Consider the following 14,355-nt stretch of genomic DNA (forward strand, 5'->3'; position numbering starts at 1 on the left):
CAGCCGTTCACAATCCCCCGAACCCTCCGTTTTTCCTCAACCAGCCGATTTAACGGGTTAGTCCGGCACGACAATATGTGCCGGACACTTCCACCACCGGAATTTACTTGTTAATCGACACGATCGAGGCGCTGTTACCCTCTAGCCGGAAGGAAAACGATACCCGGTCTCCAGGCGCCAACCCTGACAACTGATCTTGCGTCACGGAAAAGGCCATCGTCATCGGTGGCCATTGCAGGGCGGGAACGGCGCCGTGGGAGATGGTCACCGTATGCTTCGTAGTATCGATAGCCTTGATCGTGCCTTCGGCATTGGATACCGGAGCCTGTTTTGTTTCCTGCTTCATTTGCATGCCTTCCATGCCGTCCATTTTCATGCCCGGCATGTCCTGCGCGTGGGCAGAAAGTGAAAGCGCGAATAGGGTGCCTGCGACTGCGGTCAGGGTGAGTTTCATATGACTTTTCCTTGATGTGTGGTGGGTACAGGCAGGAGGTGCCGGCGGCGCATCAATCGAAAGGCTGCCGGAATGACAAACAGGGACAGCAAGGGGGCCGTGACCATGCCGCCGACCATGGGCGCGGCGATTCGGCTCATCACCTCACTACCGGTTCCGCTGCCCAACAGAATGGGCAGCAGACCGGCAATGATGACGGCAACGGTCATGGCCTTGGGTCGAACGCGCTGCACAGCGCCTTCACGAATCGCCGCCATCAATCCGTGCTCAGTACTGTCACCGAGGTCTTCACGTTCGGCCCAGGCGTTCTTCAGATAGAGCAGCATGATCACGCCAAACTCGGCAGAAACACCGGCCAATGCGATGAACCCGACCCCGGTGGCGACCGACAGGTTGAATCCCAGCAGGTAGAGGAACCATGCCCCGCCAGTCAGCGCGAACGGCAGCGTGGCCATTATCAGCAAGGCCTCATCGAAGCGGGCGAAAGTCAGGTAAAGCAGCACGAAGATGATCAACAACGTGGCAGGTACAACCAGTTTGAGCCGAGCATTGGCCCGCTCGAGAAACTCAAACTGTCCTGAGTAGCTCAGGCTCATGCCGGGCTGCAACTTGACCTGCTCACTGACGATCCGGCGCAGGTCGGCGACCACTGAGGCGATATCCCGTCCCCGCACATCGATGTACACCCAGCCCGACGGCCGTGCATTTTCACTCTTGAGCATGGGCGGACCGTCGCTGACTTTGACCTTCGCCACCGTGCCGAGAGTGATCTGACTACCCAGAGGGGTGTAGATCGGCAACTGCTCCAGGGCACCCAGCGAATCCCGCCACTCACGGGGGTAACGCACATTGATCGGGAAGCGAGCCAGTCCTTCAATCGTCTCCCCAACGTTTTCACCGCCGATAGCGCCGGCGACGATCGACTGCACGTCGGCGATATTCAGCCCGTAGCGTGCGGCCGCCTTGCGGTCGATATCCACGTCGATGTAGCGGCCACCGGTCAGTCGTTCGGCCAGTGCCGAACTGACACCGGGCACGTCCTTGGCCACACGTTCGACGGCCCGGGTGACGGCATCAATCTCCGTCAGATTAGTGCCGGCCACCTTTACCCCGATGGGACTTTTGATGCCCGTGGCCAGCATATCGATGCGGTTACGAATCGGGGGTATCCAGATGTTGGTTAAGCCAGGGACACGCACCACGCGATCCAGCTCTTCCACGAGCTTTTCCTGAGTCATGCCTGCACGCCATTGCTCACGTGGCTTGAACTGGATGGTGGTTTCGAACATTTCCAGCGGTGCCGGGTCGGTGGCGGTTTCGGCACGACCGGCTTTACCGAAGACGTGTTCGACCTCTGGTACGGTCTTGATCAACCGGTCGGTCTGTTGCAGCAGTTGCGCCGCTTTCTGCGCCGACAATCCCGGCAGGGCAGAAGGCATGTAGAGCAGGTCGCCCTCGTCCAACGGGGGGAGAAACTCGCCACCCAGGCGAGACATTGGCCATAGCACACTGACAAAAACCAACAGCGCGACCAGTAGCGTGATCTTTGGGCAGCGCAAGACCGCGTCCAGGGCCGGCTGATAGATTCGAATCAACCACCGGTTCAACGGATTCTGTTGTTCACTGGGAATTCGCCCCCGAATCCAGTAGCCCATCAGCACCGGCACCAGGGTCACTGACAATCCCGCCGCTGCGGCCATGGCATAGGTCTTGGTGAAAGCCAAAGGGCCGAACAGCCGTCCTTCCTGAGCTTGCAGCGTGAACACCGGAATGAACGACAGGGTGATGATCAGCAAACAGAAGAAAAGCGCCGGGCCTACCTCCACCGCTGCTTCGGTCATTACATGCCAATGACGCTCGCCCTTCAATTCCTCCCCTGGATTGGCTACGTGCCAGGCCTCAATCTTTTTGTGGGCGTTCTCGATCATCACCACGGCGGCATCGACCATGGCGCCGATGGCGATGGCAATCCCGCCCAAGGACATGATGTTGGCGTTGATGCCTTGGTAGTGCATGACGACGAAGGCAGCAAGCACCCCCACCGGCAGCGAAATGATCGCCACCAGCGATGAGCGCAAGTGCCAGAGAAAGATCCCGCAGACCAACGCGACGACGATGAACTCTTCGATGAGCTTGTGGCTGAGATTTTCCACAGCGCGGTCGATCAGCTTGCTGCGGTCGTAGGTGGTGACGATTTCCACCCCGGCCGGCAGACTGCTTTTCAGTTCGTCGAGTTTGGTCTTGACCGCTGCAATGGTCTCGCGAGCGTTCTTGCCGCTGCGCAAAATCACCACACCGCCGACGGTCTCGCCTTCGCCGTCGAGTTCAGTAATGCCGCGCCGCATTTCCGGTCCCAATTGGATCGTGGCAACATCGCCAAGGGTCACCGGAACACCGCCCGAGCCCAGCTTGAGCGGGATTGCCCGAAAGTCATTGAGCGTTTTCAAGTAGCCGGACGCGCGCACAATGAACTCGGTCTCGGCCATCTCCAGCACCGCGCCACCGGTTTCCTGATTGGCCTTGCCGATAGCGTCGGTCACCTCTGCCTGAGTGATACCGAAGCTGGCCAGTTTCAGCGGGTCCAGCTGCACCTGGTACTGTTTGACCATGCCACCCACCGTGGCCACTTCCGCAACGTTCGGCAGCGCCTTGAGTTCGAACTTGAGGAACCAGTCCTGAAGCGCGCGCAGTTGCGCCAGGTCGTGTCCACCACTGCGATCCACCAGTGCGTACTGGTAGATCCAGCCCACTCCCGTCGCATCCGGCCCCAACGCCGGCTTGGCGCTGGCCGGCAACCGGCTTTGTACCTGGCTCAGGTACTCCAACACCCGCGAGCGAGCCCAGTACAAGTCCGTGCCGTCTTCGAACAGCACGTAAACGAAGCTGTCGCCGAAGAAGGAGTAACCACGCACGGTTCTGGCGCCCGGCACCGAGAGCATGGTGGTGGCCAACGGATAGGTCACCTGATTCTCGACAATCTGCGGCGCTTGTCCTGCATAAGGGGTGCGGATGATCACCTGCACATCCGAGAGATCTGGCAGTGCATCAATGGGGGTGCTCTGCACCGTCCAGATACCCCAAGCCGCGACGAACAACGTCGCCAGTAGCACCAGGAACCGGTTGGCCACTGACCAACGAATGAGGGCAGCGATCATGGCTGGCTCCCCGATTTGGCCAGGCGCTCGACACGCAAGCCATCGTCGGTCTGGCTCACCGCGACCCGAACCTTGTCACCCGCCTTGAGGCCCTGCATCAGCGCCGCACTGGCGAGAGGGAAAGTCATCGTCATGCCAGGCATGCCCAGCGTCTTGAAAGGACCGTGGGCGAGCGTAACTTCTTTGTCGTCGATCTCAACGATCTGCCCATCCGCCTCATGCAAACTGGCGGCTGCTCCACTGGCGGGTGACTCTTGCTCCGAGGTAGCAACAATGCCCTTGAGACTGGCCTCTGAATCGAGGAGGAACTGGCCAGACGTAACCACCTTCCGGCCTTCTTCCAGACCTTTTAAAATCTCCGTCTTGCCATCGCTTTCCTGCCCGGGTTGCACCTCCACCGGGCGGTAGCGGCCGGCGTCTTCGGCGAGCATTACCAGGGCACGTCGGCCAGTGCGGATAACCGCCTCACTAGGCACCCACAACACACTGTGCCCGGTCGAGTGTTTGAGGCGGACCTGCGCTGTCAAACCTGGTCTCAGGCGCCCGTCGGGATTGGGTAACTCGACACGTACGCGAAGGGTGCGGCTGTCCGGATTGGTCTCGGGCAAAATCGCGCTGACCTTGCCATTGAACATTGTCCCCGGGAAGGCGGGCAGTCGCGTTTCGACTGCCTGCCCCACGGTGATGGCTCCGGCATCCGATTCCGGAACGGCCACGGCGAGCCAGACACGGCTCAAGCCATTGACGCGTGCCAGAGTCTCGCCAGCCGTCACGGTCATACCCGCACGTACGTTCAACTCTTGCAGCACACCGCTGATGGGGCTGGTGATGGTCAGGTTCGGCTGGACTTTGCCACTGCGCTCTACCTGGCTGATCAGCGCCGCCGGCATCCCTGTGAGCCGCAGTCGCTGGTGGGCCGCAGCCAACAGGTCGGCATCACCGTTGCGCTTGAGGGCAAGGAACTCTGTCTGGGCGGCCGCCCACTCCGGCACCAGGATATCCGCCAGTGCCGCATTGGCTTTGAGCAGGTCGCCTGGAGCATGGGCATAGACTCGCTCCACGAAGCCGGCTGTACGTGCCTGTATCACCGCCACATCACGTTCGTTGAATGCCAGGACACCTGTCACATCGAGGCTGGAGTCAAAGACTCCACGGGTGACGGTCGCAAAACGCAGACCGAGATTCTGGGTCAGACCCGGATCGATGCTCACGGTCGCACGATCCTCGTCACCGCTGGCGTACCGGGGTACCAGTTGCATGTCCATGAAGGGGGACTTGCCCGGTTTATCGAACTTTTGCTGCGGGTACATGGGGTCGTACCAATACAGTGCCTTGCGTTCGTCCGGCGAATTGATTTTCTGCTCCCGGGCGGTAACAGGTACCTCGCTCATGCGCGGGTGAGCGAACCAGTAGCCACCGGCAACACCCAATGCCAGCGAGATGCCAACCAGCAATGCTCCGTTCCATTTTTCAAGGATCATTGGCCGGACTCCCCATAAGCAAAATACAGACGCGCACTGGTCAGCGCTCGCTGCTCCTCCACGTCGATCTGTTTGAGTCGGGCTTCGATGAGTTCGCGTCGGGCGGCGACAACGGCGTTTAAATCGCCTGTGCCGGCACGGTAGCTGGCCATGCTGAGTTCGACCTTTTCCCTGGCCAGCGGCAGCAGGCTTTCCTGGTTGCGGGTTACCGCACGATTGAGGCGCTCATAGTCAGCCAGTTCGTTTTCCAGTTGCTGAGTGTGCTCCCGTGACAGGGCTTCGCGCTCAGCCTCAAGCTGGCTGAGCTCAGCCTGTTTGGCTGCGATTTTGGGGTTTTGCCGGGAGTCAGGAAACAGTGGCAAGTCCCAGGACAATTGCACGCTGACCATGTCGCCGAACTGGCGATCGCGATGTTGATAGTCAAGCTCCCAACTCCAGTCTGACTTTTTCTCCGACTCGGCTTCACGAACCTTGGCTTGCGCTTCGCGGGTCATCGGCGCAAACGCTGCCAACTCGGGGTGGTGTTGCAGTTTATGGGCGTAGGTCGAGGAATCGACAGGCCACTGCGGCAAGCTGCCCACAGGCTTGTCGTTGGCGGCGGAGCCAATCCAGCGTTTGAGGGCCGCTCGGGCCTGCGCTCTCTGGAGAACCAGATCGTCCTGCTGCTCCGCCAGTCGAGCCGCTTCTTGCTTGGGCGTCACCGCATCGGCGGGTTGAGCGCGACCACCGGCAATCCGGGCCCGGACGGTATCGGTCAGCAGGCGGTTTTCTTTGTAGAGGTCCTGGAACAGCGCATCTTTGCGCTCGACCGAGTAGCTGTTGATCCAGGCCACTGCCGTGGACTGGCGTACGTTCAGTCGTGCAACCCGACGCTCGGCGGCAGCGCGATCAACGGCGGCGTTGGCGACCTCGATGCGAGCCTTGCGTTTGTCACCGTTGGGCATCTCTTGCCTGACCCCGACCATTTGCATGGTCATGAAGTCGTCGTTGATGCTCCAGCGATCCGGACCGCCGATGGGGTAGTTCTGCACACCTGCCAGCAACTTGGGGTCAGGTAATTCACCCGCTGGAATAGCCGCACTGCTGGCAGCCTGAATCTTTGCATCTTGTGCAGCCAGCGACGGCGCATTGTTTTCGGCCAGCCGCAGCGCTTCATCGAGGGTCAGCGCGGCAGCGAAGCTCGGCAATGCCAGTACGCTTGCCGCCAGACCGGCCACGAGGGACCAGCCTGTGCAATAGCACTTGGAGTTCATGTTTACGATTCCTGTGATCATCCACTGCACGCGTCAAAAAGACATGCGCACAGCCAGTCCATCCCGCTAATACGGAATGAGGCTCAATGTTGGACAGGAATCAAACGCGAGGGGGTCGCCATACCCCGGACGGGGTTTGTACGGGCATGGAATCACTGAAGAAGGAAACCACTACGGGGCTGAACACGGTTACAGGAGGCTTGAGGATCGAGACTTGCAGCATACCGCCTGTCTTGCATTCCTGGCCCGGCTTGCAGGGCTTGCCATGCTCTGTCGGGCTTTTCATGTCGTTGCAGCAGTCCATTCCCATGTCATCCATCATCGCCATGCCCATCGTCTTCATCGGGCACGGTTCTGTGGGCGCCTGGACACCCGCCATCCCGCTGAGGGGAAGCACCAGGCTAATCACGAAAATGAGGCAAAACCGCAGGTAGCGTTTCATGGGCTGGAGTGTAGAGGCTGAAATGGACTCTTACAATTGGATGAATGTTCTCACAGCCTGCCGAAGGCGTTGATTCAGGCGATATCACCGTGCCGGAATTAAGCCAGCATTATCGCTGACAGAGGATTTACGCAGCCAGTGCAATAACCCACAAGCGACATGTGTTGAAATTTCCTGCCGCCATCCCGCCCATCCTTGGTGGATTGTGCGAAAGCCCGCCGGGCTGCCTGGGTTTTTTGCACGAATCTTCACGGCTGCCGCTCGTATCATTTCACCCGGAAACCACGGTGAGCATTGCGATGACAAAAAACACAACGTTGTGGGACATCAGTCCATCCTTGAGTAGCGAAACACCGACCTGGCCGGGTGATACGCCTTTTCGGGAGGAGCGCGTCTGGACCTACGGTCCCGAGTGTCCGGTGAATGTCGGACGCATCACCTTGTCGCCCCATACCGGTGCCCATGTCGATGCGCCGCTGCATTACAGCGCCGACGGCGCGGCGATTGGCGAGGTCGGTCTGGATGTCTATATCGGGCCTTGCCGCGTTTTGCATTGTCTGGACAGCGGCGAACTGGTGCAGCCCGGGCAACTGGAAGGGCGTTTGCACGAGGTGCCCGAGCGTGTGCTGCTGCGAACCTATCGGCAAGCACCGCTGACGACCTGGGATTCGAACTTCACGGCCGTTGCCAAGGAAACCATCGACCTGTTGGCGAGCCTTGGCGTGCGCTTGATCGGCATCGATACGCCGTCACTGGACCCGCAGCAATCCAAAACCATGGATTCCCACGGCGCCGTGGCCCGCCATCACATGGCGATCCTTGAAGGCATCGTGCTGGATGAGGTCCCGGAAGGGGATTATGAGTTGATCGCCTTGCCGTTGCGGTTTGCTCATCTGGACGCCAGTCCGGTCAGGGCAATTTTGCGGCCGCTGAGTACGTCACAACGCGTGTAACCCATTCAACAGATCCGAAGGGGACGCCGGAACCGGGCACCCGCCTGGCGCCCGGTTCCGGCGTCCCCTTCGGGTGAGCGGTATCAGGCATTACTCTCGGTGAATTTTTCGTAGTACAGGTGCACGCTGTCCAGTGCCTGTGCCTGCAACCAGGTCTTGATCGACTCCACCATCGGCGGCGGCCCGCAGACGTACATGTCGACCTGGCCATCGCGCAGTTCGGCGATGTCGAAGTGTTCGGCGATGTAGCCGCGCTTGCCAGTCCAGTGCGGCGACGGTTCGCTGACCACCTCGGTGTAGCGAAACCCCGGGATGCGTTGTTCATACGCCTGGATGCGCGCCTGTTCGCACAGGTCTGCCGCATCGCGCACGCCGTAGTACAAGTGCACGGGCTGCTCGCAGCCGCGCTCGGCCAGTTCGTCGAGCATGCCCAGCAATGCCGAAAGGCCGGTGCCGCCGGCCACCAGGATCAACGGCCTGGCGACGTGTCGCAGATAAAACGCCCCCAGTGGTGCCTCCAGGACGATTTCGTCGCCCACCTGGCAGCGTTCGCGGATGTAGTTGCTCATCACCCCATCGGGAAGCAGGCGAATCAGAAACTGCAGCTCATTGCTGGCGCTCGGCCGATTGGCGAACGAGTAGGAGCGCTTGTTCTCGGTCCCAGGGATCGACAGACGGGCGTACTGCCCGGGCAGGTAATCCAGCGACTGGCCCGCATTGCCCAGGTTCAGATGCAGGATCGCCGTGCTGGCCGACACCTGTTTGACATCGGTAACCCTTGCCCTCAGTTGATCGGGGCCGGCGGCGTTGCACAGGCTGGATGCGAAGTCGAAATAGAATGCGGCGTCGGATTTGACCCGTGTCTGGCAGGTGAGCATCTTGCGTTGTTGCAGGTCCTGGCTGGAGAGGGCTTCCTCATCCACATAGTCCTGGCTGTAATCGCCTGACTCGCAACGCCCCTGGCAGGTTCCGCAGACGCCTTCGCGGCAATCCAGGGGGATGTTGATGCCATTGCGCAGGGCGGCGTCGAGCAGAATTTCGTTGGGTTGCACGGGAAAGAACAGCGTTTTGCCGTCGGCAAAGCTGAACGCGACCTTATGGTTCATGCCCCGGTCTCCTTGGGTTCAGAGGTGGTAGAAATCGAGTACCGAGTTGATGGTGTCGTTGAGCAGCAACACATGCTTGCGGGTGATCAGCCAGCTATCGGCGTGGGGCTTGAGGTGATAGGTCGCACGACCGAAAAACTGTTCGGATGTCGCCAGGCGGTAGTACAGCGTGTGCCAGTTCAGGCGCACCTCCAACTCGCCGTTTTCCAGCTCGCTGATTCGCACGTTATTGATCTGATGCAAGGTGCGCGGCATTGGCGTCGAGGACGCGGACTTGCCGGTGCGCAGACGGAACACGCGGTCCTCCAGGCCTGAACGGTTGGGGTAATAGATCAGCGACATTTCGCGCTTGGGGTCGCGGGTGTAGACATGTTCGGAGTCCCATTGCGGCAAGTGGAACTCGCTGTGTTCGGCGAACAGCTGGATGTAGGTATCCCAGTCCTGGGCGTCGCACAGTTCGGATTTGCGATAGAAAAACTGTTCGACCTGGTACTGCAATTGCGCATTCATCATTGCACCTCACGGAGTTTCAGGGGTTTGGCGTCCAGACCATCGAGCAGGAATTTCTGCCAGTTGCTGTGCTGGTTGACGTACAGCCCTTCGTGGGTGAATTCGGTGCCGGTCATGGCCGGGGCAATGCCGATCGATTCGCTGTTGGGGGTGGCGCCGCTGGCCCAGCGGTGACTGCCGCGGGAGATGTCGCTCCAGCGCTCCAGTCGCGCCTGGAAACCACGCTGGGCTTCACGGAACTCCACCAGGTCATCCGGTGTGCCCAGGCCCGAGACGTTGAAGAAGTCCTCGAACTGGCGAATGCGGTTTTCACGGTCGGCGTCCGACTCGTTCTTGACCCCCAGGCACTGGCTGATAATTTCAGTCTTGTTCCACGCCACCGGGCGGATGATGCGCAATTGCGAGCTGATCTGATCGAGGAAAAACAGGCTCGGATAGATGTTCAGGTTGCGCAGACGATGCATCATCCACTCGGCCTTTTGCTGGCCGTGTTCTTCGATCAGTCGCGGCATGATGGTCGAGTATCCGGAGCGTACCGACGGGTTTGGCATGTCGCTGAACAGCAGGCTGTGGCCGTTATCGAACGCGAACCAGCCGTCATCGGTATTGGCGTCGCCGGCGCCTAGCTTGCTGTAGTCGAGGGTGCCGCTGGCCGTGGTGCCGTTTTCGCTGTTGACCTGCTGGCGATGCTGCACCGTGGCCACGTAGTTGTAGTGAACGGTGCTGACGTGATAGCCGTCGAGGCCGTTTTCGTTTTGCAGTTTCCAGTTGCCGTCGTAGGTGTACGCCGACTTGCCGGGCAGTACCTCCAGCTCACCGGTGGGCGACTGGGCGACCATCATGTCGAAGAACACCTTGGCATCGCCGAGGAAGTCTTCCAGGCTGTTGTCGGCGTGTACATCAAGGCTGATGAAAACGAATCCCTTGTAGCTCTCGATACGCGCCTTTTTCAGCCCACGGGTGGCTTTGTCGAAGCCTTCCGGGTACTCGCCCGGTGCCTTGACCTTGACCAGGCGGCCATCGCTTTTGTAGCACCACGCATGGAAGGGGCAGGTGAAGGTCGACTGGTTGCCCTTGCCGACGCGGGTCAGCGTCGTGCCGCGATGCTGGCAGGCATTGATCAGTGCATTGAGCTGGCCGTCACCGTCGCGGGTGATGATCATCGGCTGGCGGCCGGCGCGCAGGGTCACGAAGTCGTGGTTGTTGGCCAGCTCGCTTTCGTGGCAGGCGTAGATCCAGTTCTTCTCGAAGATCAGTTCCATTTCCAGATCGAACAGCTGCGGCTCGGTGAACATGTCCCGGGCGATGCGGAATACGCCTTCTGCCGGACGGAAGTCCAGGCAGCTTTCGATAAACGTTTTCCATTGCTCGACGTTTCTTTCGCCACTCATGAGGTGTACCTGTTTTTATTGGGGCTAATCGGTACGTCATTAGAGGGAGTGGGGCGTGCCTGGGTCTATCCGCTTTGTGGGCGAAGGCAGTCCGTAAAGTTTGGCGGTAACACTCGAGGGGCGGACTGGGCAGCGAATACCCAGCGGCATGCACAAGGCGATAAACGGCTGCTGCAGTTTGCGGTAATCAGGTACTGTTCGAGTGGGCGTTCGAGTCCCTTTGATGGCATTTCCAGGCTGCAGTCGCCAGGCGTTATCCACTTAATTGGCGATTGCTATCCACTCGGTCAGCACCGTCGTCTTGTGGCTTGGAACTTGCCTTGGCAAACCCTATACGCGCCATCAGAGCGCGCTGAAAAAAACCTTGAGTGCACCGTGATGAGCAACAAAGTCGATCCGCAGTTTCGCGACATTCGTGTCGACAGCGATGACCTGGAGGCCGCCAGAAGCTGGATGTCCGGTATCTGTGGACCCCATCGGCTGGTGAGCGCGAATCCCGAGCGGATCCGCTTTCATCACAACGCCAACATGTTCAAGTCGATGGCCACCACCCTGGGCACTATCGAATACGGTACCGATGTCACCATCGATATCGAGGACGCCGAGCACTTCAGCAGCTACAGCCTGAGCTTGCCGTTGGTGGGTGAACAGGAGCTGAGCAAGGATGGCAGTGTGGTCAGGTCCGACCGCGATCAAGGGGTCATCATTTCCCCCAATGAAAACCAGTTGCTGGCGATTTCCGGTGACTGTCGCAAGGTCCAGGTGGTGATTACCCGAGTGGCGATGAGCGAGGCTCTGGAGGGGATGTTGCAACGGCCTCTGGATGCGCCGCTGCGTTTCGAGCCGATGATGGATGCGATCGATGGGCCATCGGCGTCCTGGTGGCGCATGGCGCGTTATTTCATCGACGAGATGGAGCGCAGCAGTGAACTCTTCGAGCAGGTGGCCTTCACCCGGGACATTGAAAGCTCGCTGATCAAAGGCTTGATCCTCGCCCAGCCAAACAACTATTCGCAAGAACTGCGGGACGCGCTGGGGGTGAAGTTGCCGCACTACCTGGTCAGGGCCCGGCAATACATCCACGACAACGCGCGGGAAGCGCTGCATCTGGAGGACATCGAAGCCGCTGCCGGCGTTTCGCGCTTCAAGTTGTTCGACGCATTCAAGAAGTACTTCGCCCTTTCGCCGATGGCCTACCTGAAAAAGTATCGCTTGAATGCCGTCCGCCAGGAGATCCTCGAGCACGGCACGGCACGCAGTATTTCCGGGATCGCCATGGGCTGGGGGTTCATGCACCTGGGGCGTTTTTCCACCGAGTACCGCAAGCTGTTCGACGAAACCCCTAGCATGACCTTGCAGCGCAATGAAGCCCGGCGCCAGCAGGGACTTTGACGGGCTGCCCCGGCCTTACTTGCGTACCACCAGATCGAGCAACTGTTCGCGCTCCTTGATTTTTTGCAGGACGATTTCCGAACGTATGTCGGTGACGCCGGCGGTGCGGTTGAGGTGATTGACGATGAAATCCGAGAAGTGCTTGAGGTTGCGGGCCTGGACCCGCAACACATAGTTGCTCGCCCCGGTAATGACGTACGCGGTGACCACCTCCGGCCACTGCTGAACCTTCTTGATGAAGGTCTCGTGCCAGTCCTCGACGTCCTGTCGCAACGACACATGAACGATGGCTTCCAGCTCAATGCCCAGCCGCTCGGCATTCAGCACCGCGCGATAGCCGGTGATGATTCCTTCGCTTTCCAGCAGGCGTAAACGTCGCAGGCAAGCCGAGGGTGACAAGGCGACTTTCTCCGCCAATTCCTGATTGCTGATACGGCCATCCTGTTGCAATTGATGCAGGATTCTCAGGTCTGTCGAGTCAAGATTCATGGTTTGAATAAATCCGCGATTTTTGGGGTTTGATTCGAATATTCTGCGAAATAACTACTACATGGTCGGTTACTTTGCACGAACCTTCTTCAAAGGTTCGTTCATTATCTCTCCATCGAAAGGCAGGCGAATTGCCTGGTGTCGGTCGGTTAAGCGATTGAACACTGCAATCCTTGTGGGAGCGAGCTTGCTCCGGGCGGCGATCCGACGATTGCGACGGGTCAGTCAACATTGATGTTGAACATCAGGCCCCTATCGCGAGCAAGCTCGCTCCCACAGGTTTTGAGTGTTAACTGATCAGTATCAGGTGAATTGCCTTTATTCAGGGCGCCTGAACCGGCTGATGCAACCTGCCCGGATGGCGTCGCATAACAAAAAACAGGACACCCGATGACGACAAGAAACAGTTGCCTGGCGCTTGATGCCCAGGACGCGCTGGCGCCCCTGCGCCAGCAATTTGCGCTCCCCGAAGGGATTATCTATCTCGATGGCAATTCCCTGGGGGCGCGGCCGGTCGCTGCATTGGCGCGGGCGCAAGCGGTGGTTGCCGAGGAATGGGGCAATGGCTTGATCCGCAGCTGGAACAGTGCAGGCTGGCGCGAGCTGTCCGAGCGATTGGGCAATCGCCTGGCCGGTTTGATCGGCGCGGGGGAGGGTGAAGTCGTGGTGACCGATACCACCTCGATCAATCTGTTCAAGGTGCTGAGCGCTGCCTTGCGCGTACAGGCTACAAGGTCGCCGCAGCGGCGAGTGATCGTCAGCGAATCGAGTAACTTCCCCACCGACCTGTACATCGCCGAAGGCCTGGCGCAGATGCTGCAACAGGGTTACACCCTGCGCCTGATCGACAGTCCCGAACAGTTGCCGCAAGCCATTGACCAGGACACGGCAGTGGTCATGCTCACCCACGTCAATTACAAGACCGGCTACATGCACGACATGCAGGCGCTGACCGCGCTGACCCACGAATGTGGCGCGTTGGCCATCTGGGACCTGGCCCATTCCGCTGGCGCGGTGCCGGTCGACCTGCACCAGGCGGGTGCCGATTACGCCATCGGCTGCACCTACAAATACCTCAATGGCGGGCCGGGTTCCCAGGCCTTTGTCTGGGTTTCGCCGCAGTTGTGCGATCTGGTGCCGCAACCCTTGTCCGGCTGGTTCGGCCATTCGCGGCAGTTCGCCATGGAGTCGCATTACGAACCGAGCAGCGGCATCGCGCGTTACCTGTGCGGCACCCAACCGATTACTTCATTGGCGATGGTCGAGTGTGGCCTGGATGTGTTCGCCCAGACCGACATGGCCAGCTTGCGCCGCAAATCCCTGGCCCTGACGGACTTGTTCATCGAATTGGTCGAGCAGCGTTGCGCGGCGCACGAGCTGAAGTTGATCACGCCCCGTGAGCACGCCAAACGTGGCAGCCACGTCAGCTTCGAACACCCCGAAGGTTATGCGGTAATCCAGGCCCTGATCGAGCGGGGCGTGATAGGTGACTACCGCGAGCCGCGCATCATGCGTTTCGGTTTCACCCCGCTGTACACGACCTTCACCGAAGTCTGGGATGCGGTACAGATCCTCGGCGAGATCCTCGACCGGAACACCTGGTCGCAAGCGCAATTCCAGGTTCGCCACAGCGTGACCTGAACCCCCGATGTCCGTGTCCTGCTGCGGGATTTTCCACGCGGCAGGGTTTCGCTCGTCCAATAACCAGTTCTGCAATCACAATAATAAG

General features: G+C 59.6%; 12 protein-coding genes. 3 read left to right on the forward strand and 9 right to left on the reverse strand.

Translation table 11 applies throughout. The features are described from left to right. Nucleotides 1-103: 103 nt before the first annotated feature. The 5 genes from PspS34_RS11230 to PspS34_RS11250 all read right to left on the reverse strand — a co-directional run bounded on the left by PspS34_RS11230 (nt 104) and on the right by PspS34_RS11250 (nt 6,785). Entirely contained in the window at nt 104-454 is a 351-nt protein-coding gene (locus tag PspS34_RS11230) for a copper-binding protein (RefSeq protein WP_159389724.1), read from the reverse strand. Next, complete coding sequence (locus tag PspS34_RS11235; RefSeq protein WP_159389725.1) at nt 451-3,609, reverse strand: efflux RND transporter permease subunit; 3,159 nt, start codon at nt 3,607-3,609, stop codon at nt 451-453. The genes PspS34_RS11230 and PspS34_RS11235 overlap by 4 nt, the downstream gene beginning before the upstream one ends. Next, nucleotides 3,606-5,090 (reverse strand): efflux RND transporter periplasmic adaptor subunit, encoded by a 1,485-nt coding sequence (locus PspS34_RS11240; protein ID WP_159389726.1) that lies wholly within the window; start codon nt 5,088-5,090, stop codon nt 3,606-3,608. Before PspS34_RS11240 ends, PspS34_RS11235 begins: the two co-directional genes overlap by 4 nt. Then, a complete protein-coding gene (locus PspS34_RS11245) occupies nt 5,087-6,343 on the reverse strand; it encodes a TolC family protein (protein WP_159389727.1) in 1,257 nt (418 codons plus the stop codon). Before PspS34_RS11245 ends, PspS34_RS11240 begins: the two co-directional genes overlap by 4 nt. Before the next feature lie 100 nt (nt 6,344-6,443). Then, a complete protein-coding gene (locus PspS34_RS11250; RefSeq protein WP_057715362.1) occupies nt 6,444-6,785 on the reverse strand; it encodes a hypothetical protein in 342 nt (113 codons plus the stop codon). Nucleotides 6,786-7,084: 299 nt separating this feature from the next. Between PspS34_RS11250 and kynB the strand changes: the two genes are divergently transcribed. Then, on the forward strand, nt 7,085-7,738 hold the full coding sequence (kynB, locus tag PspS34_RS11255) for an arylformamidase (RefSeq protein ID WP_159389728.1): 654 nt from the start codon (nt 7,085-7,087) through the stop codon (nt 7,736-7,738). A gap of 83 nt (nt 7,739-7,821) precedes the next feature. Here the strand turns inward: kynB and antC are convergent, their stop codons facing one another. Genes antC through antA form a run of 3 tightly spaced genes read right to left on the reverse strand, consistent with a single transcriptional unit; the run spans nt 7,822 to nt 10,745 of the window. Continuing rightward, nucleotides 7,822-8,844: an anthranilate 1,2-dioxygenase electron transfer component AntC gene (antC, locus tag PspS34_RS11260; protein ID WP_159389729.1), complete on the reverse strand. Its 1,023-nt coding sequence runs from the start codon at nt 8,842-8,844 to the stop codon at nt 7,822-7,824. An 18-nt stretch (nt 8,845-8,862) separates the two neighbouring features. Further along, the gene (antB, locus tag PspS34_RS11265; protein WP_150814850.1) at nt 8,863-9,354 is read right to left on the reverse strand and encodes an anthranilate 1,2-dioxygenase small subunit; all 492 of its coding nucleotides are present in this window, start codon (nt 9,352-9,354) and stop codon (nt 8,863-8,865) included. Then, nucleotides 9,354-10,745, reverse strand: coding sequence for an anthranilate 1,2-dioxygenase large subunit (gene antA / locus PspS34_RS11270; RefSeq protein ID WP_159389730.1), 1,392 nt, complete (start codon nt 10,743-10,745; stop codon nt 9,354-9,356). Before antA ends, antB begins: the two co-directional genes overlap by 1 nt. Nucleotides 10,746-11,123: 378 nt before the next feature. Between antA and PspS34_RS11275 the strand changes: the two genes are divergently transcribed. Continuing rightward, nucleotides 11,124-12,137 (forward strand): helix-turn-helix domain-containing protein, encoded by a 1,014-nt coding sequence (locus PspS34_RS11275; protein ID WP_150814848.1) that lies wholly within the window; start codon nt 11,124-11,126, stop codon nt 12,135-12,137. A gap of 15 nt (nt 12,138-12,152) precedes the next feature. On the opposite strand, the gene PspS34_RS11280 is transcribed toward PspS34_RS11275, so the two are convergent. Then, nucleotides 12,153-12,626: an Lrp/AsnC family transcriptional regulator gene (locus PspS34_RS11280; RefSeq protein ID WP_007971266.1), complete on the reverse strand. Its 474-nt coding sequence runs from the start codon at nt 12,624-12,626 to the stop codon at nt 12,153-12,155. Between the two features lie 390 nt (nt 12,627-13,016). Here PspS34_RS11280 and kynU point away from each other — a divergent pair, with 390 nt between their 5' ends. Continuing rightward, on the forward strand, nt 13,017-14,267 hold the full coding sequence (gene kynU, locus PspS34_RS11285) for a kynureninase (RefSeq protein WP_154862213.1): 1,251 nt from the start codon (nt 13,017-13,019) through the stop codon (nt 14,265-14,267). Nucleotides 14,268-14,355: the final 88 nt, after the last annotated feature.

The organism is Pseudomonas sp. S34, from assembly GCF_009866745.1.
Lineage (GTDB): Bacteria > Pseudomonadota > Gammaproteobacteria > Pseudomonadales > Pseudomonadaceae > Aquipseudomonas > Aquipseudomonas jessenii.

Excerpts from the sequence above, each read along its gene's own strand:
- PspS34_RS11275 (WP_150814848.1), top strand. The coding sequence starts at position 11,124 with ATGAGCAACAAAGTCGATCCGCAGTTTCGCGACATTCGTGTCGACAGC.
- antA (WP_159389730.1), bottom strand. The coding sequence starts at position 10,745 with ATGAGTGGCGAAAGAAACGTCGAGCAATGGAAAACGTTTATCGAAAGC.
- PspS34_RS11250 (WP_057715362.1), bottom strand. The coding sequence starts at position 6,785 with ATGAAACGCTACCTGCGGTTTTGCCTCATTTTCGTGATTAGCCTGGTG.
- antC (WP_159389729.1), bottom strand. The coding sequence starts at position 8,844 with ATGAACCATAAGGTCGCGTTCAGCTTTGCCGACGGCAAAACGCTGTTC.
- PspS34_RS11240 (WP_159389726.1), bottom strand. The coding sequence starts at position 5,090 with ATGATCCTTGAAAAATGGAACGGAGCATTGCTGGTTGGCATCTCGCTG.
- PspS34_RS11280 (WP_007971266.1), bottom strand. The coding sequence starts at position 12,626 with ATGAATCTTGACTCGACAGACCTGAGAATCCTGCATCAATTGCAACAG.
- antB (WP_150814850.1), bottom strand. The coding sequence starts at position 9,354 with ATGAATGCGCAATTGCAGTACCAGGTCGAACAGTTTTTCTATCGCAAA.
- kynB (WP_159389728.1), top strand. The coding sequence starts at position 7,085 with ATGACAAAAAACACAACGTTGTGGGACATCAGTCCATCCTTGAGTAGC.
- PspS34_RS11235 (WP_159389725.1), bottom strand. The coding sequence starts at position 3,609 with ATGATCGCTGCCCTCATTCGTTGGTCAGTGGCCAACCGGTTCCTGGTG.
- kynU (WP_154862213.1), top strand. The coding sequence starts at position 13,017 with ATGACGACAAGAAACAGTTGCCTGGCGCTTGATGCCCAGGACGCGCTG.
- PspS34_RS11230 (WP_159389724.1), bottom strand. The coding sequence starts at position 454 with ATGAAACTCACCCTGACCGCAGTCGCAGGCACCCTATTCGCGCTTTCA.
- PspS34_RS11245 (WP_159389727.1), bottom strand. The coding sequence starts at position 6,343 with ATGAACTCCAAGTGCTATTGCACAGGCTGGTCCCTCGTGGCCGGTCTG.